Below are 26,141 nucleotides of genomic sequence, written 5' to 3'. Positions count from 1 at the left end.
TTTTTCACGTTTGGAGGAGGCTACTCCCCTTGTTCAACATAAATTTGGTTTTGGATTTGATCCAAAAGTGAGCTAAGCATCGCATATTTTTATGGTTTGAGCAAATATTAAAGAAAATTGTAGATGAAATATAAATGAGACAAAATTTTGCTTCAATTTGTGGCAAGCTAAAAAAAACAGTAAACCAAAGAGGAATAATAATGAAAATTCAACATCAAGAAACAGGTAGTAAAGGCGAAGTTTTTGTTGAGCAAGAAAACGAGCGTGTGGCGGAAATGACCTATAGTTGGGCTGGGGACGATAAATTTATCATTGATCACACTTGGGTCAGTGAGTTGCTCCGTGGGCAACATGTGGGGCGTCAGTTATTGGATGTTTTGGTTAACTTTGCCCGTGATAAGGGCGTGAAAATTTTACCCTTGTGCCCTTTTTCCAAATCGGTATTCGACAAAGATCCATCTATTCATGATGTTTTATTCCTCTAAGATAGATAACCATCAATCCATTCAATGAGTGTGCTATGCAATTTCAACATGTAGATCGTGATCAAAAAGGTGAGTTTTTCTTAAATAATGCAGACGGTCAGCGTATTGCTGAAATTAGCTATATTTGGCGGGATGACACAACCATTGATGCCAACCATACTTGGGTCGATGATTCACTGCGGGGGCAAGGCGTAGCACGTTTACTGTTAGATACTCTGGTTGATTTTTCACGTGAGAAAAACCTGAAAATTATCCCGACTTGTTCTTATGTAGATGTGATGTTTCGCCGTGAGAAAAGTTTTGAGGATGTTGCAGCTTAATTGTTTGCCATTCATCGCAATTCTAAAGGTTAAGCTAAAATGAGATCGATATAGCTGCCATTACAGTTCTATTTTGTGTTTTGCAGCGCTGAACATGATGGAATCAAAGTATATGAAGACGCTTTTATCTATGGGCCTATTCTGTTCAGTTGCCCCCTGATTGCATGCTGAAGATTGTGTAAAACTTGAGGAAAAGGCAGAACAAAAAGAAGTTCAGATCATTCCACGTTGGGGCATGAAAGTGATTGCTTCAACCAGAGTGTATTTTTATTCAGCACCGAGCAATGCTTGTAAAATCAAAGATCTGTTTATGATTAAAAATGACCATATCACTGCTTATAGCACCTATGATGATGGCCAAGAGCAGTGGGTTTCGATCATGTATTTTAGTAAACGCTTGGGAGACACGGTTCAAGGTTGGTCAAAACTAAAAGACTTTGAATATACGGGTACGATGTCTGGTTTTTAATTGGATAAGCTTGTAAAAAACCCGCCATATGCGGGTTTTTTCTTCTAATGGGACAATTTATTCTGCGTTCAAGGCGCTAATCAATTTTTGGTGTAAACCACCAAAGCCACCATTGGACATGATCACAACTGCATCGCCCTCGCCTGCATCACTGACGATGGTATGGATAATGTCATCCAAAGTGCGTGCAACCACGGCCTTGTTGGGTGCAGCCGCAATGACAGGTTGTAAGTCCCAGTCCAAACCTTCTGGTTGATACCAAATCACTTCATCCGCCAAACGCGCAGAGTGCGCAAGTCCATCTTTATGGCTTCCCATGCGCATTGTATTTGAACGAGGTTCAATAATCGCCCACAACTTACGCTCGCCTAAACGCTTACGTGCGCCTTCCAGCGTCGTATCTATTGCGGTTGGGTGATGGGCAAAGTCATCATACACTTCAACGCCACGTACTGTGCCTAAAAGCTCCATACGGCGCTTCACGCCGCCAAAGTTAGACAGTGCTTCGCACGCTGTTTCAATGCTCACGCCGACGTGTTCAGCCGCAGCGATAGTCGCCAAAGCATTGGCTACGCTGTGCTGCCCTGTCATGTTCCATTGCACCGTGCCTTTCACCACGCCGTGTTGGAGCACTTTAAAGTGTGAACCATCAGCACTTAGTTGTTCGGCATACAATTCAGACTTGTCGTGGGCCTCTAAAGAGGTACGAACCACGGGTGTCCAACAGCCCTGCTCTAAAACTTCATCAATATTGCTTTCAGTAATCGGAGCAATGATACGACCCTCACTTGGAATGGTACGAACCAAGTGGTGGAATTGTTTTTGAATCGCTGCTAGATCATCAAAAATGTCGGCATGGTCAAATTCGAGGTTATTTAAAATGGCTGTTTTTGGGTGGTAATGCACGAACTTCGAACGTTTGTCGAAAAAGGCAGAATCATATTCATCGGCTTCGACACAGAAGTATTTGCCAGCACCTAAACGTGCACTTTCAGAAAAACCTAAAGGTACACCGCCTATCAGGAAACCTGGCTCTAAACCTGCCTGATCCAAGACCCAAGCCAACATGGTGGTGGTGGTGGTTTTACCGTGGGTCCCTGCTACACCAAGTACGTGTTTGCCTTGGAGCACATGATCGGCCAAAAATTGTGGGCCTGAAATATACGGTAAGCCTTCATTGAGCATGTATTCAACGGCATCAATCCCACGTTTCATCGCATTGCCGACGATGACCAAATCAGGATGAGGTTGTAAATGACTGCGGTCATAACCTTGCATTAAGGTAATGCCTGCATTTTCGAGTTGGGTCGACATGGGAGGATAAACGTTTAGATCCGAACCCGTCACTGTGTGGCCAAGATCACGTGCTAAAAGCGCTAAAGACCCCATAAAGGTGCCACAAATACCCAAAATATGCAGATGCATTCCGCCTCACTCCACTGCTTTTATAGACACATCACGTAGTGTTGGTGCTGTTGTCGTGATTAATTCGATGTGAAAGCAACCATAGCAAGGCGCTTAGCGAAAAGATAGTGATTCTTGTATCTAATCGTTTAATTATTCTGCGGCTTGAACAAAGCTTTTATTTTGTAAAAAAGCTGGCTGAAAAGTGCAATATTTGCTGAATTTCCTCGCAAAAAACGTAGAATAAATGCTCCTAAATTCGGCGATCTTGCTTCATGTCCCTGCCCTTTATTTTATTGATTATTGCCAACTGTTTTATGACACTTGCATGGTATGGACATTTAAAATTTTTGCCGGGTGTGCCGCTTTGGCAAGCCATTTTATTTAGCTGGTTCATTGCATTGGTGGAATACAGTTTTATGATTCCTGCGACCCGTATGCTGTCACAGCAAGGCTGGTCAATGGGTGAAATGAAAATCACCCAAGAAGTGGTGACGTTATTGGTTTTTGTACCGTTTATGCTTTTCTTATTTAAACAGCCTTTTAAGCTCGATTATTTGTGGGCCGGACTGTGTTTATTTGGTTGTGTGTATTTTGTTTTTCGCAGCCAATAACTCAAAAAATGAGGCTACAGTCCTCTTTTTATTTAAGTTTTATGCTACGAAATAAAAAAACAAGAAAAATCTGCATTTAGTTGCACGGTTAAATTTTGGAGAGCTGAAAAATCAGTCTATAATACGGGGCTCTTATTAAAGCTTGGCGCTAGTCGAGATTTATCTCTCTTAACTATCTCTGGAAACATTGCAATGAATGCGGCCGCTTCACAAGACACTCCTCTCGTTGGAATTATCATGGGTTCTCAATCAGATTGGGCCACTCTCGAACACACTGCCAATATGCTTAAGCAACTTGGTGTCCCATTTGAAGCGGAAGTTGTGTCTGCGCACCGTACGCCAGATCGTCTTTTTGAATATGCAGAGCAAGCACGTGACCGTGGTATTCAAGTGATTATTGCGGGTGCAGGCGGTGCGGCGCATTTACCGGGAATGTGTGCGGCGAAAACTGATTTACCTGTACTTGGTGTGCCAGTGAAGTCTTCGATTTTAAACGGTGTCGATTCACTGTTATCGATTGTGCAAATGCCAGCAGGTATTGCAGTGGGTACTTTGGCGATTGGTCCAGCAGGCGCAACCAATGCCGCGATTATGGCAGCACAAATTTTAGGTCTGACACGTCCTGAAATTGCAAAAAATGTAGCCGATTTCCGTGCTGCACAAACCGACAAAGTCGCAAGCAACAACATTCCAGGCCAAGCTTAATACGGGGCATTCCTCATGAATAAAACCATCGGTATTTTTGGTGGTGGGCAGCTGGGTCGCATGATGGCGCAAGCGGCTTTGCCACTGAATATTCAATGTACGTTCTTTGATGTGAGTATAGACTGCCCTTCAGCGGCTTTAGGAACTGTGATTTCAAGCAAAACTGAAAACGGTTTACAAGACTTTATTGCTAGTGCCGATGTCTTCAGCCTTGAGTTTGAAAATACGCCTTTGTCCGATGTTGATGTTTTGACCAAGCAAAAAGATATGCATCCGCCGCGTCAGGCTTTAGCTATTGCACAGCATCGCTTGTCTGAAAAAGCGTTATTTGATGAGCTTGAGATTCCTGTTGCGCCTTATAAAGCGGTAGATTCTCTAGAAAGTTTAAGCGCTGCAGTTGCTGAGCTGGGTTTACCGATTGTGCTGAAGACAGCCACAGGTGGCTATGATGGCAAAGGTCAGTTTGTATTGCGTTCTGAACAACAAATTGAACAAGCATGGGCTGAATTAGGCCCTGCTGGAAGTTTAATTGCAGAAAGCTTTGTGACCTTCTCGCGTGAAGTTTCGATCATTGCGGTACGTGGTCAAAATGGCGATGTGAAAACGTGGCCATTGGCTGAAAACCATCACCATCATGGTATTTTGTCGCATTCGATTGTTCCTGCACCGAATAGTGCGGACTTACAACCCGTTGCACAAGACTACATCACTCGCCTATTGAATCATTTGAATTATGTTGGCGTGTTGACCTTAGAACTGTTTGTCACAGACAAAGGTTTGTATGCCAATGAAATGGCGCCACGTGTGCATAATTCAGGACACTGGTCGATTGAAGGCGCAGTATGCTCTCAGTTTGAAAACCATATTCGTGCAGTTGCAGGCTTACCCTTGGGTTCAACTGAAGTCGTTCGCCCTACGGTCATGATCAATATTATTGGTCAGTATCCACAGTCTGAACAAGTCTTGGCCTTAGAAGGTGTACATCTACATCTTTATAATAAGGAAGAACGTGAAGGTCGTAAGATTGGTCACCTAACTTTAATGCCGAATGATACCGCTCAACTCACGATGCTATGTCGCCAGTTGGCTAAAATCTTACCAAATCCATTGGCACTGAGCGAAGATATGACCATCTAAAGCTTCAGTTGTTGTTAAAAAAAGCGATCACGATAGTGGTCGCTTTTTTATTTGGACTCATTCAGGCATGATTGCGCCTCTTTGAAAAAAGTGACCGTTAATCGGATCAAAATTGAAATAAATTGAGTGTTTTTTATCCGTTTTGATAAAATTAGCGCATAGAAAAATAAACTGAAAGCAAAATAAAGCGAGTTTTGTGCAGAGAAGCACGTTTAAAACAGCGTCTACGATTGAATGTGACACTGGTTTTCACCTAAAAGAAAGTGAAACAGTAGAGAGCTCTATCAACTTGGGTATGTGGATATCTTTTTAAGTCTATTTTGAATTTAAAAAATAGAAGTAAAATTTTGAATTTAAAAGTGGGTTTTAAATTTAAATCGAGTGTTTAAATTTAAAATGAATTTAAAAGTTTTGATGCTGTTTGAATTTAAATTCAAAACAATAAATTTAAAGTCTGTGAGATGAATTTAAAGTTTTGAATTTAAAAATATTGAGCTTGGGTTTCGAAGTTTAATTCTTTGTATATTGTTGATTATGAAGGTTAAATAAAAATGTGGATAAAATAAATTTAAAACAAGATGATTGAATTTAAAGTGCTTGCTGAACTAAAGGTTGTTTTTGAATTCAAAAGTTGAGATCTGTAGTGTTGTGGATAAGTGGTTTTAAATTTAAAAGATGGTTTTGAATTTAAACCAAAATGAATATTCATTTACGTTTTGATTCAGAAAAGTGAAATCGAAAGTGTTAAGGTTAAAAGCATAATTCAGAGATAAAGAATCATTAGGGATTTTATGCACCGTTTTGCTTTTCTTTTAGGTTCATTTTTTTTAGCGGCGACTCAGGCGAATGCTGAGCTTATTATTAATGGTCAAAAAGTTACAGGCAGTTCAAATGTCGCAACTTCCGATTATCGTCCTCAGAATTCATTTCAAAGCTGTATTGCCAATTTAAAAAGCCAAGCGATGGCGAATGGTGTGTCTGCGTCCACTTATGATCGCTACACACAAAATTTAGCGCCTGATTATTCTGTGATTGAAAAATTAAATTACCAACCTGAATTTTCCACGCCGATTTGGGATTATTTGTCAGGATTGGTGGATGATGAGCGTGTTGCGGTAGGTCAGCAAAAATTGGCGCAGCATCGTGAAGTGTTGAATCGTGTTGCGGCCGCGTATGGTGTGCCTGCGGAGACTGTGGTTGCCGTGTGGGGCGTGGAAAGTAATTTTGGCGATATTTCAGGTAAATATCCATTATTACAAGCTTTAGGCACATTGAGTTGTGAAGGGCGCCGCCAAAGCTATTTCCGTGGAGAGTTTTTTGCCGCTATGCGTATTTTACAGCGTGGCGATTTAACGGAGCCACAACTGAAAGGCTCATGGGCAGGTGCGTTTGGCCATACCCAGTTTATGCCATCGACGTATGAAGAGCTGGCGGTCGATTTTGATGGTGATGGACGCCGTGATTTGGTGTCGAGTACCACAGATGCTTTGGCATCAACAGCCAATTTCCTCAAAAAACGCGGCTGGCAAACTGGGCAGCCTTGGGGATTTGAAGTAAAAAATCCGCAAGCGATCTCTCTGAGTGGAGAAAGTCGTCGTAATAAGAAGTCCTTATCTTACTGGATGCAAAACGGCTTGGTACGCGCAGATGGCTCAGCGTTAATTCAAGGCAATTTATCTTCTAGCTCACAAGCTGGGTTGATGGCGCCCGCTGGTGAAAATGGTCCACTATTTTTAGTGTTTAAAAACTTTGATGCAATCTATAGTTATAACGCAGCAGAAAGTTATGCATTAGCGATTGCGCATTTATCAGACCGCTTACAAGGGCAAGGTGGGTTTAGTACAACTTGGCCAACTGATGATGCAGGCACTTCGCGTTCTGAACGTCGTGAAATTCAGCAGTTTTTACTGAATCGTGGCTATGATATTGGCGCGGTGGATGGCTTGATTGGTGATAAAACTCGTCAAGCGATTCGTCAGGAGCAAATTCGTTTAGGCTTAAGTCCGACGGGACGAGCGGGGCAGCAAATTTTAAAAGCCTTCCGTCAGGAAAATGCCAAGTTGATGATGCGTTAACATTAACAGCAAAAAAAATCGTTGATATAAATTAAAGAAAAAGCCAGTCGGTTATTCACCTGACTGGTTTTTTTGATTTGCTTGGGTTGCGTCTAAAAGACCAGAAGCATTTTGATGTTTAAACCGCGGTAATCGTTCCGAGAATACGGTTACCTTGTGCGCCTGTCACTGTCGGTAAGTTGCCACTGAGTTGCTGGATAAAACGCATGGCCAACCAAGCAAAGGCAGTCGCCTCCACCCAAGTTGGGGCTAAGCCAATCGCGGAGGTGGTTTGTACAGACCAATTATGTTTACGTAAGCGCCAACGTAACTGTTCTAAAAGGTGTGAATTATAGGCACCACCACCACAGACGTAGACTTCACCCGTATCCATATCGGAGCGATAGATGGCTTTTTTAATGGCGCGCGTGGTGAGCTTCATTAATGTAGCCTGAATATTTTCAGGACTGTCTTCAAGCTCGTCGTATTCAAGGTCATTGCGCCAGTCGGCAATTTGTTCATCTAGCCATTCTAGATTGAAGTCTTCACGACCAGTACTTTTGGGTGGTTCTTTAGAAAAAAATTCATGAGCTTGCAGGCGGTCGAGTAAGCTACGAATAGGTTGACCATAAGCCGCCCAGTTACCATTTTCATCATAAGGCTGGCCAGTATAACGTTCACACCAAGCATCCATTAAAATGTTAGCTGGACCTGTATCAAAGCCATACACGGCTTCAGGTTGACCTGCAGGCAACATGCTAACATTGGCAATACCACCCAAATTTAATATCACACGGTGAATACTATCGTGTTGGAAGAGCGCTTGATGAAATGCAGGTACCAACGGTGCCCCTTGACCACCTGCAGCCATATCACGACGGCGAAAATCTGAAATTACTGGGAGCTGAGTGAGCTCAGTAATAATATTGGGATCACCAATTTGCAGAGTAAAACCATGTTCAGGACGATGTCGAATAGTCTGACCATGCGAACCAATGGCTTTGATTTGACTACGATCAAGCTGATTTTTCTCAATCATCTCATTGATGCCATGACCAATCATTTGAGCCAGTGCGACATCGGCTTTACCCATACGATCAATTTCGTTGTCATCTGGCAAAGTGAGTGCCATGAGTTCATCGCGAAGGTCTGGATCAAAAGGAAGGGTGAGTGTCGCGTGAATCTCTAAAGGATCAAAAGAAGCAGCAACAATATCAACACCATCCATGCTGGTGCCAGTCATTACCCCAATATAGATCGCTGTCATGATTATTCTAAAGCCTGCAATGTGCTGAAAAAGTGTTAGTATATCGCACAAATTGAATAACTGATGTGTTTGGGTTTTGTGATGTCAAATTTCCTGCCGGCTGAAGAACAACTTGCTCTCATTCAACGAGGCACGCATGAAATTATTTCTGAAGAAGATCTTCTGAAGAAATTAAAAGAAAATCGTCCTTTAAAAATTAAAGCGGGCTTTGACCCGACTGCGCCTGACTTGCACTTGGGGCATACGGTTTTAATTAATAAACTGAAAACTTTCCAAGACTTGGGTCATGACGTGACCTTCTTGATTGGGGACTATACCGCGATGATCGGTGACCCAACTGGAAAAAGTGCAACACGTCCACCATTGTCGCGTGAGCAAGTGCTTGAAAATGCAAAAACCTATCAAGAACAAGTGTTTAAAATTCTTGATCCTAATAAAACCAAAGTGCGCTTCAACTCAGAATGGTTTGCAACCAAAACAGCGGCTGATTTAATTCAGTTGGCATCACAGCAAACGGTTGCACGTATGCTTGAGCGTGATGACTTCACCAAGCGTTATAACAACCATCAACCAATCGCAATTCATGAGTTTTTATATCCATTGGTTCAAGGCTATGACTCGATTGCCCTTGAGGCAGATGTTGAGTTAGGCGGTACGGACCAAACCTTTAACTTATTGATGGGGCGTACACTTCAAGGTCGTTATGATCAAGAAGCGCAAGTCTGCATTACAGTGCCAATCCTTGAAGGTTTAGACGGTGTGAACAAAATGTCTAAGTCTTTGGGTAATTATATTGGGGTATTTGATGCACCAGGGGCGATGTATCAGAAAGTCCTTTCGATGCCAGATGCATTAATTGAACGCTATTTCGATTTACTCAGCTTTAAATCCGTTGATGATATTAAAGTCCTGCTAAAAGAAATTGCTGAAGGGCGTAATCCACAAGAAGTGAAGAAAATTCTAGCCCTTGAGTTGGTAGAGCGTTTCCATGGTGCAGAAGCAGCAGAAAATGCACATAAAGGTGCAGGCAACCTGATTACTGAGGGTGAACTACCCGAAGGGACACCAGAAGTGACAATTTCACGTGCAGAATTTGGTGGCGAGTTGTTTATTGCAACAATTCTTCGCGTAGCGGGCTTAAACCCAAATGCTGCAGCGGCAAAAGATGCCGTGGGTCGTGGTGCGGTCAAAGTTGATTGGAACGTGGTCGATATGGGTTTCTCTGTTAAAGAAAATGTCACTTTAATTGTCCAGTCGGGTAAAAAAGCCATTGCCAAAGTCACTTTTACAGACTAAGTCAGTGCATATATATGCTTTAAGTTATTGATATAAAAGCAGGCTTCGGCCTGCTTTTTATTTTTTTAATCTTTATAAAAAAATCAAATAAGTAAATTCAAAAAAAACCTTATAAAAACAATGCTTAATTTTTTCCAAAAATATTGCAATTTAAAATGAGTGTGTATAAGATTTCAACGTCTAGTCGATGTTTTTAATATCGCTAGAAGGGTCAATAAGAATAACTCTCCACAGTTTTCAAGTCTCTTCCCCAAGGGACTTTTTTTAAGATAACTATAATAATGACATCTATGGATCAGATAACGATCTAACTCCGAGGAAGAGGTTTTGGGAGAGATCTCTTCCTTTTTTATTGGCAAAAATTTAGTTTTTAAAATCAGTTTCTCGCAGACAAATAACGAGCTGTCATAAAAGTTAGGTGCAATAGACTTTTAAATAAAGCTGGTCATCAGCTTTATAGGTATATAGCACTGCGTTTTCTACTTATATCCAGATGCTTCGTATCATCAAGCTTTATCGTGGCTGTTATTTCAGCTCTGTCTTGAATTATCTTGACCATGGTATAGATAGAAGAGGGCTTTGCTATTACGCGAATGAAATAAAAACAGACTAAGCATTCCATTCTTGCTAAATATTAGGTGCTTTTATAGCGATGTGGCAGTTTTTCAGCTTAGGCGCGTATTAAATATAAAAGAACTACGTCTTTAGAAAGATGATTTATCAAAAACACAGAGATGAAAGAAATACAGAGTGATTTTAAGTCCGAAAATGTTGCTAGAAGATAGATAAGACTCATCCTAAAGAAAAAATAAATGTTAAGGCTTAAATTTTAAGCTTAAAAGACTTTTAAAGATTGGAAATGAAAGGCTCATATTGAAAGAAATAAGAGAAAAAATTATAAATATGATCAAAAAATAGATGAAAAATACGGTTTTTCTTAAATTTTGTAGAAAAAACCAACGCCCGTTTCAAATAAGTGAATTTGGGGGTTGCAAAGATTTCGTAATGGTCTAGAATGCACCCCATACCGACGAGATAGACGGAAACGAACGAAGCACGAAGTGCTGAGTTGTTGAGTATATTGAGTCCAGCTTCTAGCACTGACGAGGTGTTAGAAAGATCATTAAGAGATTATGAAGAACAACTTGTGTGGATTTTTACTGATTGATCGATCGAAAATATTTCATTGATTGAATGGTAAAAATTACTCGAAGTTTATTTGAGAAATATTTGTCAGAAAATTGATGAGCCAAGATTTGTAGCCATAAGCTACTAATGATTTTTAACTGAAGAGTTTGATCATGGCTCAGATTGAACGCTGGCGGCAGGCTTAACACATGCAAGTCGAGCGGAGCGAGGGTGCTTGCACCTTAGCTTAGCGGCGGACGGGTGAGTAATGCTTAGGAATCTGCCTATTAGTGGGGGACAACATTCCGAAAGGAATGCTAATACCGCATACGCCCTACGGGGGAAAGCAGGGGATCTTCGGACCTTGCGCTAATAGATGAGCCTAAGTCAGATTAGCTAGTTGGTGGGGTAAAGGCCTACCAAGGCGACGATCTGTAGCGGGTCTGAGAGGATGATCCGCCACACTGGGACTGAGACACGGCCCAGACTCCTACGGGAGGCAGCAGTGGGGAATATTGGACAATGGGCGAAAGCCTGATCCAGCCATGCCGCGTGTGTGAAGAAGGCCTTTTGGTTGTAAAGCACTTTAAGCGAGGAGGAGGCTACTTGGATTAATACTCTAGGATAGTGGACGTTACTCGCAGAATAAGCACCGGCTAACTCTGTGCCAGCAGCCGCGGTAATACAGAGGGTGCGAGCGTTAATCGGATTTACTGGGCGTAAAGCGTGCGTAGGCGGCTTCTTAAGTCGGATGTGAAATCCCTGAGCTTAACTTAGGAATTGCATTCGATACTGGGAAGCTAGAGTATGGGAGAGGATGGTAGAATTCCAGGTGTAGCGGTGAAATGCGTAGAGATCTGGAGGAATACCGATGGCGAAGGCAGCCATCTGGCCTAATACTGACGCTGAGGTACGAAAGCATGGGGAGCAAACAGGATTAGATACCCTGGTAGTCCATGCCGTAAACGATGTCTACTAGCCGTTGGGGCCTTTGAGGCTTTAGTGGCGCAGCTAACGCGATAAGTAGACCGCCTGGGGAGTACGGTCGCAAGACTAAAACTCAAATGAATTGACGGGGGCCCGCACAAGCGGTGGAGCATGTGGTTTAATTCGATGCAACGCGAAGAACCTTACCTGGTCTTGACATAGTAAGAACTTTCCAGAGATGGATTGGTGCCTTCGGGAACTTACATACAGGTGCTGCATGGCTGTCGTCAGCTCGTGTCGTGAGATGTTGGGTTAAGTCCCGCAACGAGCGCAACCCTTTTCCTTATTTGCCAGCGGGTTAAGCCGGGAACTTTAAGGATACTGCCAGTGACAAACTGGAGGAAGGCGGGGACGACGTCAAGTCATCATGGCCCTTACGACCAGGGCTACACACGTGCTACAATGGTCGGTACAAAGGGTTGCTACCTAGCGATAGGATGCTAATCTCAAAAAGCCGATCGTAGTCCGGATTGGAGTCTGCAACTCGACTCCATGAAGTCGGAATCGCTAGTAATCGCGGATCAGAATGCCGCGGTGAATACGTTCCCGGGCCTTGTACACACCGCCCGTCACACCATGGGAATTTGTTGCACCAGAAGTAGGTAGTCTAACCGCAAGGAGGACGCTTACCACGGTGTGGCCGATGACTGGGGTGAAGTCGTAACAAGGTAGCCGTAGGGGAACCTGCGGCTGGATCACCTCCTTAACGAAAGATTGACGATTGGTAAGAATCCACAACAAGTTGTTCTTCATGACGATGTATCTGAGGGTCTGTAGCTCAGTTGGTTAGAGCACACGCTTGATAAGCGTGGGGTCACAAGTTCAAGTCTTGTCAGACCCACCAAATCTGACTAACAAGCATTGTTAAATGCTGAATACAGAAAACAGAAACATTGACTTATTGATAAGCTGGGGACTTAGCTTAGTTGGTAGAGCGCCTGCTTTGCACGCAGGAGGTCAGGAGTTCGACTCTCCTAGTCTCCACCAAATTTCAAGACAAGAAAACTTAAAGCACTGCTTTAAGGCTTTTCCTTGAAATTTAAGCAAGAAGCTATGCTTCGCGCAGATAGGTTGGATTACAGAAATTAGTAAGTAGATAACTTATTAACTTCTGTGATTTATCACAGTTTCCTGACCTGACGAAGGCTGGAAAAATCATTAACAGAATATATTTGAGTTGAAATAATTTGTTCATACTCGTTTTTAAGATCGACATTAACAGTGATTTATTACTGATTGATGAAGATTGAAGAAATGAGTTACTAGCGAAATTAACTGAATCAAGCGTTTTGGTATGTGAATTGAATTGAAGCTGTACAGTGTTTAAGTACACAGAACAACAAACTGTAAGGAAGTGATGAGAAATCATCATAGACTGTCTTAATCCTACTTGTAGGGATTAACGACTGTTTGGGGTTGTATAGTCAAGTAATTAAGTGCATGTGGTGGATGCCTTGGCAGTCAGAGGCGATGAAAGACGTAATAGCCTGCGATAAGCTCCGGGGAGGCGGCAAATATCCTGTGATCCGGAGATTTCTGAATGGGGAAACCCACCTGTCATAAGGCAGGTATCGTATGATGAATACATAGTCATACGAGGCGAACGAGGGGAAGTGAAACATCTCAGTACCCTTAGGAAAAGAAATCAATTGAGATTCCCTCAGTAGCGGCGAGCGAACGGGGAAAAGCCCATTAAGTCATATCAGTTTTAGTGGAATGCTCTGGGAAGTGCAACCATAGTGGGTGATAGTCCTGTACACGAAAGGGCTGATATGATGATGTCGAGTAGGGCGGGGCACGTGAAACCTTGTCTGAATATGGGGGGACCATCCTCCAAGGCTAAATACTCCTGACTGACCGATAGTGAACCAGTACCGTGAGGGAAAGGCGAAAAGAACCCCTGTGAGGGGAGTGAAATAGATCCTGAAACCGCATGCATACAAGCAGTGGGAGCCGACTTGTTCGGTGACTGCGTACCTTTTGTATAATGGGTCAGCGACTTACATTCAGTAGCAAGGTTAACCGCATAGGGGAGCCGTAGAGAAATCGAGTCTTAATAGGGCGTTTAGTTGCTGGGTGTAGACCCGAAACCGGGTGATCTATCCATGAGCAGGTTGAAGGTTGGGTAACACTAACTGGAGGACCGAACCCACTGTCGTTGAAAAGCCAGGGGATGACTTGTGGATAGGGGTGAAAGGCTAATCAAACTCGGTGATAGCTGGTTCTCCCCGAAAGCTATTTAGGTAGCGCCTCGGACGAATACCATTGGGGGTAGAGCACTGTTTCGGCTAGGGGGTCATCCCGACTTACCAAACCGATGCAAACTCCGAATACCAATGAGTACTATCCGGGAGACAGACTGCGGGTGCTAACGTCCGTAGTCAAGAGGAAAACAATCCAGACCGCCAGCTAAGGCCCCAAAATTATAGTTAAGTGGGAAACGATGTGGGAAGGCATAGACAGCTAGGAGGTTGGCTTAGAAGCAGCCACCCTTTAAAGAAAGCGTAATAGCTCACTAGTCGAGTCGGCCTGCGCGGAAGATGTAACGGGGCTAAAACTATATGCCGAAGCTGCGGATTTGCAATTTATTGCAAGTGGTAGGGGAGCGTTCTGTAAGCCGATGAAGGTGTATTGAGAAGTATGCTGGAGGTATCAGAAGTGCGAATGCTGACGTGAGTAACGACAATGCGAGTGAAAAACTCGCACGCTGAAAGACCAAGGGTTCCAGTCCAACGTTAATCGGGGCTGGGTGAGTCGACCCCTAAGGCGAGGCCGAGAGGCGTAGTCGATGGGAAATTGGTTAATATTCCAATACTTCTATGTAATGCGATGAGAGGACGGAGAAGGTTAAGTCAGCCTGGCGTTGGTTGTCCAGGTGGAAGGTTGTAGGCATGTATCTTAGGCAAATCCGGGGTACTGTATGCTGAGAACTGATAGCAAGCTGTACTTGTACAGTGAAGTGGCTGATACCATGCTTCCAGGAAAAGTCTCTAAGCTTCAGTTACATAGGAATCGTACCCGAAACCGACACAGGTGGTCAGGTCGAGTAGACCAAAGCGCTTGAGAGAACTCTGCTGAAGGAACTAGGCAAAATGGTACCGTAACTTCGGGAGAAGGTACGCTGCCGACGGTGATAGGATTTACTCCTTGAGCTATTGGCAGCCACAGAAACCAGGCCCCTGCAACTGTTTATTAAAAACATAGCACTCTGCAAACACGAAAGTGGACGTATAGGGTGTGATGCCTGCCCGGTGCTGGAAGGTTAATTGATGGGGTTAGCGTAAGCGAAGCTCTTGATCGAAGCCCCAGTAAACGGCGGCCGTAACTATAACGGTCCTAAGGTAGCGAAATTCCTTGTCGGGTAAGTTCCGACCTGCACGAATGGCATAATGATGGGGGCGCTGTCTCCAGCAGAGACTCAGTGAAATCGAATTCGCCGTGAAGATGCGGTGTACCCGCGGCTAGACGGAAAGACCCCGTGAACCTTTACTGCAGCTTGACATTGAACTTTGATCTTACTTGTGTAGGATAGGTGGGAGGCTTTGAAACCGAGACGCTAGTTTCGGTGGAGCCAATCTTGAAATACCACCCTGGTAATATTGAGGTTCTAACTCTGTCCCGTTATCCGGGACGAGGACCATGTCTGGTGGGTAGTTTGACTGGGGCGGTCTCCTCCTAAAGAGTAACGGAGGAGTACGAAGGTGCGCTCAGCGTGGTCGGAAATCACGCGTAGAGTATAAAGGCAAAAGCGCGCTTAACTGCGAGACCCACAAGTCGAGCAGGTACGAAAGTAGGTCTTAGTGATCCGGTGGTTCTGTATGGAAGGGCCATCGCTCAACGGATAAAAGGTACTCTGGGGATAACAGGCTGATACCGCCCAAGAGTTCATATCGACGGCGGTGTTTGGCACCTCGATGTCGGCTCATCTCATCCTGGGGCTGAAGCAGGTCCCAAGGGTATGGCTGTTCGCCATTTAAAGAGGTACGCGAGCTGGGTTTAGAACGTCGTGAGACAGTTCGGTCCCTATCTACCGTGGGCGTTGGAAATTTGAGAGGATCTGCTCCTAGTACGAGAGGACCAGAGTGGACGAACCTCTGGTGTACCGGTTGTGACGCCAGTCGCATCGCCGGGTAGCTATGTTCGGAAGGGATAACCGCTGAAAGCATCTAAGCGGGAAGCCTACCTCAAGATAAGATTTCCCTAGGACTTTATGTCCTCTAAAGAGCCGTTGAAGACTACGACGTTGATAGGTTGGATGTGGAAGCATAGTGATATGTGAAGCTGACCAATACTAATTGCTCGTGAGGCTTGACTATACAACACCCAAACAGTTGGTGTTGTGGTTCAAATCACTGCAAACAACTTGATTTAGTTATAAAGCTAGATACATGAGCGAGGAATAAACAAACATTAATTATGTTTGTCCGAGCGCAAGACATAAAGCTATGCTTTATGTTAAAATCAACTCAAATATACCTGTTAATAACTCATTTGATGAAAGTTAGGCATACACAATGTGTAAATAAGACCCAACGAATAGTCATAAACAGTTGTGCTGGCGACAATAGCAAGAGTGAACCACCTGATCCCTTCCCGAACTCAGAAGTGAAACCTCTTAGCGCTGATGGTAGTGTGGAGTTATCCATGTGAGAGTAAGTCATCGCCAGCTCATTAATTCTAAATCCCCCTAACTTAACGGTTAGGGGGATTTTTTTATGCTGAATATATTAAATAATGTTAGATAATAAAAGATTGGCTAAAAGGTAGCTGTTAACACTTAAGAGATTTAGTTTTTCACTTAAATTTGATGATTTATTACTCACTAAAAGAGATTATAACTAAGTATCCGAATATATTCTGAGCAATTTTAACAACTATTCCATCTATATCCGTTGGGAAAGAATGGCTATAGTTAACTCGTGATCATGCAAAATGTGTCAAAGCAAGGTTTCATTTAAGTTTTAATGTGCTCAATAAAAAAGAAACCCCGACATCCTGTCGAGGTTTCTTTGTATTTCAGTGCTTAGATACAACTCCTGTCATATCTCATGTCCTGATGCTCAAACTGATTATTGTTGTTTTAAGTTTGGGAAACGTCCTGTCTCCTGATGTATTCAATATATGCTATAAGCTGTTTTAAGGCTAGTGGTCACTTTCCTTAGTTTTTGTAAGCTTTGACTTACACGGATTCATCTTGTTACCAAAGCGGATAACGCTGTACTTATGATTTCTCTACAATGAATTGGGATCGTGCGTTTAATGGGGAAGGCAATGCTGAGAAAAAAAGCTTTTTGTTTGTTGATGACAGTGAGTGCATTTTTTGGATTAATGGCATGTCATGCACAAAGATCAGCGGAGTCAGCAGCACATGAACAACAGGACAGTTCTGCTTCTTTAGGCACATCTATACACCTCAAACGTATTTCTGAATTCAATGAGCCATGGGCATTAGCGGTATTGCCTGATGGGCGATTATTAATTACTGAAAGATCAGGACAGTTGATTTTATTTAATCCTATAGATCAGACAAAGACTCTCATTAGGAATATACCTAAAGTGGCTTACGGTGGTCAGGGCGGATTGGGTGATATTGTTTTACATCCTGATTTTGCACAAAACCATCAAATTTATCTTAGCTATGCTGAAGCAGGGCAAGGTGGTTATGGTGCGGTTGTGATTCGTGCTGATTTGAATTTAGATCAGGCGCAGCCACAATTAGACAACCTTAAAACGATATGGAAACAAGTACCCAAGGTGCGTGGGCAGGGACATTATGCACATCGGATGTTATTTGATGGTGCAGGGAAATTATGGATTAGTTCGGGAGAACGGCAAAAGTTTGAGCCTGCACAAGATTTAACATCGAACCTTGGAAAAATGATTCGCTTGAATGATGATGGTTCTGTTGCTTCAGATAATCCATTTCAGATGCAGGGTGATGTCGCAAAACAAATATGGAGTTTGGGGCATCGTAATCCTTTGGGAATGGCTTTGGATGCCAAAAAACAACTTTGGGTGGTGGAGATGGGCCCTAAAGGTGGGGATGAGCTTAATTTAATTCAAAAGGCTAAAAACTATGGTTATCCAATCGTTTCGAATGGTGATCATTATAGTGGTGTGAATATCCCTGACCACGCCACGCGGCCTGAGTTTGAAGCGCCAAAATTAGACTGGACACCCGTAATTTCTCCATCGAGTTTGATTTTTTATACGGGACAGATGTTTCCAAAGTGGCAGGATAAAGCCATCATTGGTGGGCTTTCATCTAAAGCATTAATTATTGTAGCCACCACAGCACAGCCAGTAAAAGAAATCCAACGGATAGATATGAAAGAACGTATCCGTGGTTTACAACAAGCGAAAGATGGCAGTATTTGGGTGATTGAGGATGGGAAACATGCAGATTTAATTCAGCTGCTTTCACATTAATCACCCAAACAGAGTGTTGCTAAGAAAGACAGTCTTAAAGCACAGCATGTCGATCGGCATTGAAGACATTGGCTTGGATCTGCATCAGTTTTCGTTGTCCTTGTTTACCATTCATCCGCCAATGGGCAATTTTAATATTATCGATCAAGGCGACATCCCCTTTTTGCCACTGGAGCAAGAGTGCATCGTGATATAAGGCTTCAAAGAAGTGTTGTTTTTCCTGATCGGTCCATTCAATTTTTTCACCTTCATGGGTGAAAAGTTCCCATGACAGTTGCATGCAGTTAGCCGTGGGGTCTGGTAGAAGCCTACCTCTATGCTTAAAGCTTTTTTGTGCAGCTTGGTGGGCAAAAGCGTTGGTATTGTTTGCAAAAGCCCACGGCTGGATCATCAACTTTTGCGTGTTCGGGTGTATGACAACGATAGGTGAGCGTTTTAAGGTAAGTTTGGTTTCTTTATTTGGTTGTTTGTTGAAACGAAAGGGCCTTTTGTTCAATAGCAAGCGATCAAAAAGATTGAGTTTACGTGTTGAAATATAAGAAAAATGGTTCCATGCGCCCAAGTATTTTTGTTGTAAGCTAACTGGAAAATGGGTCCAAATTTTTTCGAGGTTATTAAATCCAGTTTCGAGTAAGTGGTCTGCGGGTTCTTGGCAAAACAAGGCAATATAACGCGAGCGAGTCGAGTATAGGCCACCTTCGACATGTGGACCTTGAATTGAGTTTTCAACAGAGCCTAATTGCACCGTATTGTGGTTGAGATAAGGTCTATCATGACCTGCACGATTTTCGCTATATTTACGCATGAAAGAGGCAAACCAACCTGATTTTTAGGTGTAAATGTATGCCAAGGTTCAAGCTGAAAATGATGTTCGATCAACTCATGAAATTCATAGTGACGTTGTAATTTAAAGCTGCGAAATAATAAGATGCCGTACTGATGCAACTCTTGCATAAGTTCTGTGCGATGGACTCTAACGTAAGCGGTTAGAGCATCTACATCTGTATATTCGGGATCAGCGACATAAATTTTGCAATAATCATTTAAAAGTGTGGTGTTTAGTTGCATGTGAATGGTCTCTATTTTTGTTTTTTTAATTCATTGTATTGGACTGAAGCCTTTTGGCTGAAGCAGCAGATGTTCAGTAGGCGAGAGTATAAAGTGTAGTTCGACCAGCAGATGTAATATTTCGTTGTGCAGAAGAACATACTGACAAACGGTGACAGTCTTAATATTTTATGGATTAGCGCTTAAATATGTACGATGGATGGAAGTGATGTTTTTTAAATTTCCTATGTTTTTATGTATTTGTTTTATATCATTATTTTTAGAAAATTTAAGTTGGGATAGTCATCCTGACAGACCAATTTGATTTGTATTCATGAGTTTCTTCTAAAGTATTGAAGCTTATAAGAGGTTCGTTAATATCTGATCGTGATTTGGACTTTTAGAGAAATATTGAGCTAAAAATCAATACAATTAAAAAGCCCCCGACATCCTGTCGAGGGCTTTTTAAATTCTTTCAAGCGGTATAACTCCTGTCCTACCGATCAGCATCCTGCTGTGTATGTTGTTATTTTTGTTTTTCATCTGAGACATCCTGTCTCTGTATGATTTAACTATAGCGTCGATGCTGTTTATTGAAAAGCCGACAAATACTCAAGTTACTGTAAGCAATAGCGTACAGAAGAATCTCATGCTTATGCGCTTACATATTTAATGAGTTTATCAATTGCTGCTTTTAAATTTTTCTCATCAAAAGGATTTGGTTCAAAATCTTCGGTTTTATTGCGTGAAAAAATATCTCGAATTTCAATCACCGCATTGGTATCGACCAGACCGAGCTGAGTACCGACTTGGCGAATTTGGTCGATGGAGCGTGAGCCATTGGTACCACCATAACTGATATAGGCCGCAGGTTTGCCTTGCCATTCTTTGCCTAAATAATCCAAGGCATTTTTAAGTGCAGGGCTATAACCATGATTGTATTCGGGGCTAATGAAAATAAAGGCATCACCTTGGGCAATGTGGTCGGCCCATGCTTGTTGTTTGGGTTGATCATAAATGCCCGTCATAGGAGGATTGGCACCTGAAAAAATTGGCAAATCCCACTCTTTTAAGTCGACCAACTCGAGTTGGACTGTATTGAGTTCTAGTTGTTCAAAGCCTTTTTGCACCCATCGCGCAACTTTAATGGCTGTCCGACCTTCGCGCACACTGCCTATAATGACCTGAATTTTCATGAAAAATCCTTGGAAAATAAATGTGATGACGCTACGGTAGTATGAAAATTAGGCTTTGCATAGATTGAATGTGTATCTGATCGACAAATGTTTGAGGCATTAAAAAAGCCCCCGAAGGGGCTTTAGCTAACACACAGATGGTCGACCTGTGGCTTTACATAATTTTGATACCTTGTTGGCCGGCAGGTGTCACTTTGAAGATTTCTACTTCAAAGGTAATATCTTTACCTGCCAATGGATGGTTAAAGTCGACTTCGGTGATGTCATCACCTACAGTTTTAACCACACCATAAAGACTCTGTTTAGCTTTGTCCTCAAATTCAATCATGTGCCCTTCAATAGGACGCTGTTCAAATTTGACTGTATCAAACTGTTGTACGTTTTCAGGATTCCACGGGCCAAAAGCATCTTCTGGTGGTAGGCTCACCGTACGACGGTCGCCAGCACGTAAACCAAACAGTGCTTTTTCAAAACCAGGCAGTAAGCTGCCATCACCCATCACTAGGCTTACAGGCTCTTCACGGCTACGTGTGTTATCAATTTCTACGCCATTTTCAATGCAAACAGAAAAATGTAACTCTACTTTTGAACCTTCGCTTACGCGAGTTTCTTCATTGGGATTAATAAAATCAGTCATGGTTTACTTCGGCACGTTGGATACGGTTTTTTTCGAGAAAAAAGGTATCGATCAACAAAAGGATCGTTCCTAGCGTAATCGCACTATCTGCAATATTAAATGCAGGGAAGTGGCTGTTTTGATAGTACACATGAATAAAATCAACCACGTAGCCTAAGGTTACACGGTCAATTAAATTCCCTATAGCACCACCTAAAATTAGGGCAATCGCGATGGGCAGCACTTTCACGGTTTTAGGCATACGCATTAGCCAAAACAGAAAAATGACAGACACAATACCTGCAAGAGAGGTAAAGAAATAACGTTGCCAGCCGCCCGCATCGGACAAGAAACTAAAGGCTGCGCCATAGTTATGCAATAAGGTCCAATTTAAAAAGGGCAGGACTGGTACGGGATCTGCATAATTCAGATGGGTACTGGCAATCCATTTGGTCCATTGATCTAAGACAATCGCTAGAATAGCCAAACCTACCCACACCAAATTGTGCGGATAGAATTGGAATAAGCCCTTTTTATGTTGTGGGTTAGGCATACTTTCTCTCTTCGCCTTGGCCTGTAGGAAGGTTGATAATACAACGACCACATAGACCTGGATGTGTAACATGTGTATTCACATCTGGCAGCACATGCCAGCAGCGTACACATTTTTCACCATCAGCCGCCGAGACTTGAACATTCAGACCTGCCAGATCAGAGGCTTCACCTTGAGTTGCATCGAATGCATTGACCAAGACTTGTGAAGTGATCATAACAAAGCGAAGTTCATCATCTAGACGATCCAGTACGTCTTTGAGTTCTGCATCTGCCCACAGTTCAACTTTGGCAGAGAGATTTGAACCCACGATTTTCGCGGTACGCGCAGTTTCGATGAACTTGTTCACCGCAGACTTCACTGCAATCAGCGTTTGCCAATCGGCTTCAGACAACAAGTTTGCTTTTGAAGCCACAGGAATGTCATACCATTCCGCAGTGAATACGTATTTCTCAGTTTGTTCTGGAATGAGTGGCCATGCTTCTTGAGCGGTAAAGCTTAAGATTGGTGACATCCAACGTACAAAGGCTTGCACCAAATGATACAGCGCAGTTTGAGCTGAATGGCGCGCTTGTGAATCGGCTTTGGTGGTGTACTGACGGTCTTTGATGATGTCGAGGTAGAAACCACCCAAGTCATTGATACAGAAGTTGGTTAGTGCATTTGCCACGATATGGAAGTTCATATCTTCATAGGCTTGTTGAATGGTTTTCTGCACGTCCGCTGCACGTTGCAAGATGTATTGATCAAGTGCGATCAATTGATCTACAGGCAATGCATCCGTCGATGGTTTGAAACCATTTAAGTTTGCCAATAAGAAACGCAAGGTATTACGAATACGGCGGTAGCCATCTGATGCACGGTTAAAGATTTCTTTACCAGCAGTCATTTCATAACGGTAATCGGCCGATGCAATCCAGAAACGTAAGCCGTCTGCACCCATATCTTTAATAATGTCTTGTGGGGTGATGATGTTGCCCAAAGATTTTGACATCTTACGGCCTTTTTCATCCACCACGAAGCCATGGGTCAGTAAGCCTTTGTACGGCGCACGTTCATTGATCGCAATCGAGGTGAGCAATGAAGACTGGAACCAACCACGGTGTTGGTCTGAACCTTCAAGGTATAAATCAGCAGGATCGGTGAGTTCTTCGCGTTCACGCAGTACGGCATAGTGCGTTGTGCCTGAGTCGAACCACACGTCTAAAGTGTCACGAACACAGTTGTACTGTTCCGCTTCATCCCCGATAAAATCTTTCGCTTCACGGTTATACCAAGCGTCAATTCCTTCTTGTTCGATCAACTTCGCGACCTCTTCGATCAACTCTGCTGTGCGCGGATGGAGTTCGTTGGTGTCTTTATGCACGAAGAATGGGATTGGCACGCCCCACGTACGTTGACGCGAAATACACCAGTCGGGACGACCTTCGATCATGGCTTGAATACGGTTTTTACCCCAATCAGGCACAAAGCTAATCTCGTTTTCAATCGCATTTAAAGCGTTTTGACGCAGGCCTTGTGCATCCATGCTGATAAACCACTGTGGGGTCGCACGGAAGATAATTGGCGTTTTATGGCGCCAGCAGTGTGGGTAGCTGTGTTTGATCGGTTGATGTGCCCATAAGCGACCGACGGCACCCAAAGCTTCAATGATTTTTGGATTGGCTTTGTAGATGTGCTCGCCTGCAAAAATCGGTGAAGTTGGTAAATACACACCATTACCGCCCACTGGGTTTTCAACTTTTAAGTTGTACTGTAAGCCAACTTTATAGTCGTCTACACCATGGCCAGGTGCAGTATGTACCGCCCCTGTACCGCTGGTTGCAATGACATGTTCACCCAAAATCACAGGCACTTGACGATCGGTCAGTAACGGGTGTTGTAATAATAGGTTTTCGATTGCTGAGCCGTTAAAATCAGCGAGAACCACAGGATTTTCAAGCTTATAACGCTCAACTGCCGACTCAACTAAGTCTTTAGCTAAAATAAAGTTTTGCACGCCACGGTCGGTGCTAACTTGAACTAGTTGATAGTCAATTTCAGCATGGACGGCAACTGCTTGGTTTGCAGGCAAAGTCCAAGGTGTGGTGGTCCAAATTACGATATCTGTTGCGGCTTCTACGTTGATATTTAAACGTGCGCTTAAGTCTTTTAAGTCGACAACCGTAAAGCCAACGTCAATCGCGTCAGATTTTTTATCTTCATATTCCACTTCAGCTTCAGCCAAAGCTGAACCACAGTCTAAACACCAGTTCACAGGTTTAAGACCTGGTTCGATATGGCCTGCTTTCGCAATTGCGCCAACAGAGCGCACAATGTCTGCTTCCTGCTTAAAGTTCATGGTCAGGTAAGGATTGTCCCAGTCACCAAACACGCCCATACGCACAAAGTCTTTCTTTTGCAGTTCAACTTGGGTGTAAGCATATTCACGGCAGGCTTTACGGAAAGTAGAAGCATCCACCTTCACGCCCACTTTACCGACTTTCTCTTCTACTTTCAGTTCAATTGGAAGGCCGTGGCAGTCCCAACCTGGTACATAAGGGGCATCGAAGCCGTCGAGAATACGACTTTTAATAATGATATCTTTTAAAACTTTATTGACCGCATGACCCAAGTGAATTTGGCCATTTGCATACGGAGGGCCGTCATGCAGGACATATTTTTTCTTGCCAATACGCGACGCACGAATCTGCTGATAAATGTTGTCGGCATACCACTCTTCTAACCATTTTGCTTCACGTACCGCAAGGTTTGCTTTCATGGCAAATTCGGTACCTGGGAGGTTGAGTGTGGCTTTATAATCCACTGCATTTTCAGTAGTTTGCTTATCGCTCATGCAAGATGTCTTCCAATTTAATCAGCGGCTCGGCTGACGCGTTTTACATAAAATTGATTGGTATTTAAAAGGGAAATGTGGGGGTGTTTTGGCGGAACTCAAGCAGTTTCACCACATCATCATCAATTCCCGCTTTGAGTGCTTCCAGCGAAGGGTAGTTCTTTTCACCATGTAAGTAGTTCAAGAAAGTGACCCGCATTAACAAGCCATACAGATTAGCAGAAACATCAGGGAAATGTACTTCTAATCGCCATTCTGGCTGTGCTTGTTGAATGGCTGGACGTGTTCCGACATGACCCGCACCAAAAAGCGCTGAATGGTCATATCCTGCAACCCCTAATCGATCAGGGTGGTCTGCTTTCACTTTATCGCGTAAAGACGTGGTTTCACACATCACATCTACACCATAAATGCCGTTTAAACAGGGTTTATGTCGGTTTAAACGTACATTAATGGTTGGAAAATCAAGGGTTCGGCCAATTTGGTCGCCATATTGTACCCGACCCGTAATACTATAAGGGCGCCCTAATAACTGAGCAGCCAGCGCCAAGTCCCCTGCGGCCAGTGTTTGGCGAATCCGAGTTGAACTGACGCGTTCACCTTCTGCGAGGATGGTTTCTAGATTGTGGACTTGAAAACCATAGTTTTCGAGAAATTCGCTGTTGCCTTGGCGGTTTTTACCAAAGTGAAAGTCATCGCCTAAAACCAAACTTTGGGCATTGAGTTTTTCTTTTAAAATATCGGCAAATTGTTCTGCATTTAAACTGCGGAAGCTGTTGTCAAATTTCGCGACCGCAATATAGTCCACACCCAGCTCGGTTAAATATTCGACTTTTTCACGCAATGATGAAATACGCGGTGGAGCATCATAACCTTTAAAAAATTCAAGTGGTTGAGGCTCAAAAATCATCACCACTGTTTTTAGATTTTGTTGTTTTGCAATGGCTTTGAGCTGATGAATCATGGCTTGATGACCCAAATGCACCCCGTCAAAATTACCGATAGTGACAGCAGTTTTTTCTAATTGGGTATGTGAAGGCAAAGCATTTAGACGGAGCAGCTTCATGGGCAAATCAAGTGCTTGGAATTAAGAACGGCTTATATATTGCCATATTCTTGGGCATTCGTCTTGTGGTTGTTTTTTGACAACGCAAAATTTAGTGCAAAGTATATTTTTATTATTTTTATTGATTTATTTAATATAAATTAATCAATTTTTCTTATTTATAAATTTAATTAGTATAAATGTAGATTTTAAATGAGGTCGAACTCATGCAAAAACCATTTACACAACTTGGACAGCGGCAAAATCTGATCCGTCAATTCACTCCCAACTGGTTCACTGTCAGTATGGGAACAGGTGTTGTGGCATTAATTGTATCAGAGTTTCCGATGTTAAAGGCATTCACATGGCAACTCGGCACAGGGCTGTGGTATTTCAATATTTTACTGTTCGTACTTTTTAGTGTGCTATATGGCTTACGTTGGGCATTTTATCCGCACGAAGCCAAACAGATTTTTCAACATCCAAGCATGAGCCTATTTTTAGGGACGATCCCGATGGCGCTGGCTACCATCCTCAATGGCTTTTTAACTAA

General features: G+C 43.0%; 17 protein-coding genes, 2 tRNA genes, 3 rRNA genes and 1 pseudogene. 15 read left to right on the top strand and 8 right to left on the bottom strand.

All coding sequences use genetic code 11. The features are described 5' to 3' along the window. The first annotated feature begins 200 nt into the window (after window positions 1-200). The 3 genes from AC4MDD_RS17960 (at window position 201) to AC4MDD_RS17950 (ending at window position 1,274) form a co-directional block, all read left to right on the top strand. The gene (locus AC4MDD_RS17960) at window positions 201-485 is read left to right on the top strand and encodes a GNAT family N-acetyltransferase (RefSeq protein WP_104221951.1); all 285 of its coding nucleotides are present in this window, start codon (window positions 201-203) and stop codon (window positions 483-485) included. A 35-nt stretch (window positions 486-520) separates the two neighbouring features. Beyond that, window positions 521-805, top strand: a complete 285-nt coding sequence (locus AC4MDD_RS17955) for a GNAT family N-acetyltransferase (RefSeq protein WP_087528470.1) — start codon at window positions 521-523, stop codon at window positions 803-805. A gap of 160 nt (window positions 806-965) precedes the next feature. Continuing rightward, the gene (locus AC4MDD_RS17950) at window positions 966-1,274 is read left to right on the top strand and encodes a hypothetical protein (RefSeq protein WP_491882141.1); all 309 of its coding nucleotides are present in this window, start codon (window positions 966-968) and stop codon (window positions 1,272-1,274) included. A 57-nt stretch (window positions 1,275-1,331) separates the two neighbouring features. Here AC4MDD_RS17950 and mpl read toward each other — a convergent pair whose 3' ends face one another. Further along, window positions 1,332-2,699: a UDP-N-acetylmuramate:L-alanyl-gamma-D-glutamyl-meso-diaminopimelate ligase gene (gene mpl, locus AC4MDD_RS17945; protein ID WP_062031185.1), complete on the bottom strand. Its 1,368-nt coding sequence runs from the start codon at window positions 2,697-2,699 to the stop codon at window positions 1,332-1,334. Between the two features lie 254 nt (window positions 2,700-2,953). Between mpl and AC4MDD_RS17940 the strand changes: the two genes are divergently transcribed. The 4 genes from AC4MDD_RS17940 (at window position 2,954) to AC4MDD_RS17925 (ending at window position 7,209) form a co-directional block, all read left to right on the top strand. Next, complete coding sequence (locus AC4MDD_RS17940; RefSeq protein ID WP_004977754.1) at window positions 2,954-3,292, top strand: DMT family protein; 339 nt, start codon at window positions 2,954-2,956, stop codon at window positions 3,290-3,292. A 192-nt stretch (window positions 3,293-3,484) separates the two neighbouring features. Then, on the top strand, window positions 3,485-3,997 hold the full coding sequence (gene purE, locus AC4MDD_RS17935) for a 5-(carboxyamino)imidazole ribonucleotide mutase (RefSeq protein ID WP_004697498.1): 513 nt from the start codon (window positions 3,485-3,487) through the stop codon (window positions 3,995-3,997). A 15-nt stretch (window positions 3,998-4,012) separates the two neighbouring features. Continuing rightward, a complete protein-coding gene (locus tag AC4MDD_RS17930; protein WP_159151807.1) occupies window positions 4,013-5,134 on the top strand; it encodes a 5-(carboxyamino)imidazole ribonucleotide synthase in 1,122 nt (373 codons plus the stop codon). Between the two features lie 791 nt (window positions 5,135-5,925). Continuing rightward, entirely contained in the window at window positions 5,926-7,209 is a 1,284-nt protein-coding gene (locus AC4MDD_RS17925) for a lytic murein transglycosylase (RefSeq protein ID WP_278345303.1), read from the top strand. Between the two features lie 118 nt (window positions 7,210-7,327). Here the strand turns inward: AC4MDD_RS17925 and AC4MDD_RS17920 are convergent, their stop codons facing one another. Then, window positions 7,328-8,455 carry an anhydro-N-acetylmuramic acid kinase gene (locus AC4MDD_RS17920; RefSeq protein WP_278345302.1) on the bottom strand — a complete coding sequence of 376 codons (1,128 nt, stop codon included), beginning with the start codon at window positions 8,453-8,455 and terminating at the stop codon, window positions 7,328-7,330. Between the two features lie 63 nt (window positions 8,456-8,518). Here AC4MDD_RS17920 and tyrS point away from each other — a divergent pair, with 63 nt between their 5' ends. The 7 genes from tyrS (at window position 8,519) to AC4MDD_RS17885 (ending at window position 18,295) form a co-directional block, all read left to right on the top strand. Then, the gene (gene tyrS / locus AC4MDD_RS17915) at window positions 8,519-9,751 is read left to right on the top strand and encodes a tyrosine--tRNA ligase (RefSeq protein ID WP_278345301.1); all 1,233 of its coding nucleotides are present in this window, start codon (window positions 8,519-8,521) and stop codon (window positions 9,749-9,751) included. A 1,283-nt stretch (window positions 9,752-11,034) separates the two neighbouring features. Then, window positions 11,035-12,572: ribosomal RNA gene (locus tag AC4MDD_RS17910) — 16S ribosomal RNA — on the top strand. 61 nt (window positions 12,573-12,633) lie between these two features. After that, window positions 12,634-12,710: transfer RNA gene (locus AC4MDD_RS17905), tRNA-Ile, on the top strand. Between the two features lie 67 nt (window positions 12,711-12,777). Further along, a tRNA-Ala gene (locus AC4MDD_RS17900) sits at window positions 12,778-12,853 on the top strand. A gap of 435 nt (window positions 12,854-13,288) precedes the next feature. Beyond that, window positions 13,289-16,182: ribosomal RNA gene (locus AC4MDD_RS17895) — 23S ribosomal RNA — on the top strand. A 238-nt stretch (window positions 16,183-16,420) separates the two neighbouring features. Beyond that, a 5S ribosomal RNA gene (gene rrf / locus AC4MDD_RS17890) occupies window positions 16,421-16,535 on the top strand. Together the 16S, 23S and 5S rRNA genes with 2 tRNA genes alongside form the textbook arrangement of a ribosomal RNA operon. A 602-nt stretch (window positions 16,536-17,137) precedes the next feature. After that, window positions 17,138-18,295, top strand: a complete 1,158-nt coding sequence (locus AC4MDD_RS17885) for a PQQ-dependent sugar dehydrogenase (RefSeq protein WP_335998101.1) — start codon at window positions 17,138-17,140, stop codon at window positions 18,293-18,295. A 34-nt stretch (window positions 18,296-18,329) separates the two neighbouring features. Here the strand turns inward: AC4MDD_RS17885 and AC4MDD_RS17880 are convergent, their stop codons facing one another. The 6 genes from AC4MDD_RS17880 to ribF all read right to left on the bottom strand — a co-directional run bounded on the left by AC4MDD_RS17880 (window position 18,330) and on the right by ribF (window position 25,609). After that, on the bottom strand, window positions 18,330-19,100 hold the full coding sequence (locus AC4MDD_RS17880; RefSeq protein ID WP_491882140.1) for a TauD/TfdA family dioxygenase: 771 nt from the start codon (window positions 19,098-19,100) through the stop codon (window positions 18,330-18,332). 895 nt (window positions 19,101-19,995) lie between these two features. Further along, window positions 19,996-20,538 (bottom strand): NADPH-dependent FMN reductase, encoded by a 543-nt coding sequence (locus AC4MDD_RS17875; RefSeq protein ID WP_114836732.1) that lies wholly within the window; start codon window positions 20,536-20,538, stop codon window positions 19,996-19,998. 154 nt (window positions 20,539-20,692) lie between these two features. Further along, window positions 20,693-21,175: an FKBP-type peptidyl-prolyl cis-trans isomerase gene (locus tag AC4MDD_RS17870; RefSeq protein ID WP_004684162.1), complete on the bottom strand. Its 483-nt coding sequence runs from the start codon at window positions 21,173-21,175 to the stop codon at window positions 20,693-20,695. Next, window positions 21,168-21,707, bottom strand: coding sequence for a signal peptidase II (gene lspA / locus AC4MDD_RS17865; protein WP_010325539.1), 540 nt, complete (start codon window positions 21,705-21,707; stop codon window positions 21,168-21,170). Before lspA ends, AC4MDD_RS17870 begins: the two co-directional genes overlap by 8 nt. Beyond that, window positions 21,700-24,543, bottom strand: a complete 2,844-nt coding sequence (gene ileS, locus AC4MDD_RS17860; protein WP_279693385.1) for an isoleucine--tRNA ligase — start codon at window positions 24,541-24,543, stop codon at window positions 21,700-21,702. The genes lspA and ileS overlap by 8 nt, the downstream gene beginning before the upstream one ends. Window positions 24,544-24,607: 64 nt before the next feature. Beyond that, on the bottom strand, window positions 24,608-25,609 hold the full coding sequence (gene ribF, locus AC4MDD_RS17855) for a bifunctional riboflavin kinase/FAD synthetase (RefSeq protein ID WP_279740847.1): 1,002 nt from the start codon (window positions 25,607-25,609) through the stop codon (window positions 24,608-24,610). A 206-nt stretch (window positions 25,610-25,815) separates the two neighbouring features. On the opposite strand from ribF, the pseudogene AC4MDD_RS17850 reads away from it, so the two are divergent. Beyond that, window positions 25,816-26,136: pseudogene (locus tag AC4MDD_RS17850) on the top strand (SLAC1 family transporter); the annotation flags it as partial. Window positions 26,137-26,141: the final 5 nt, after the last annotated feature.

It is taken from the genome of Acinetobacter sp. CAU_H_29a_1, from assembly GCF_058599505.1.
Note: the sequence above shows the minus strand (reverse complement) of the source record. Positions and strands in the feature narration are given on the sequence as shown.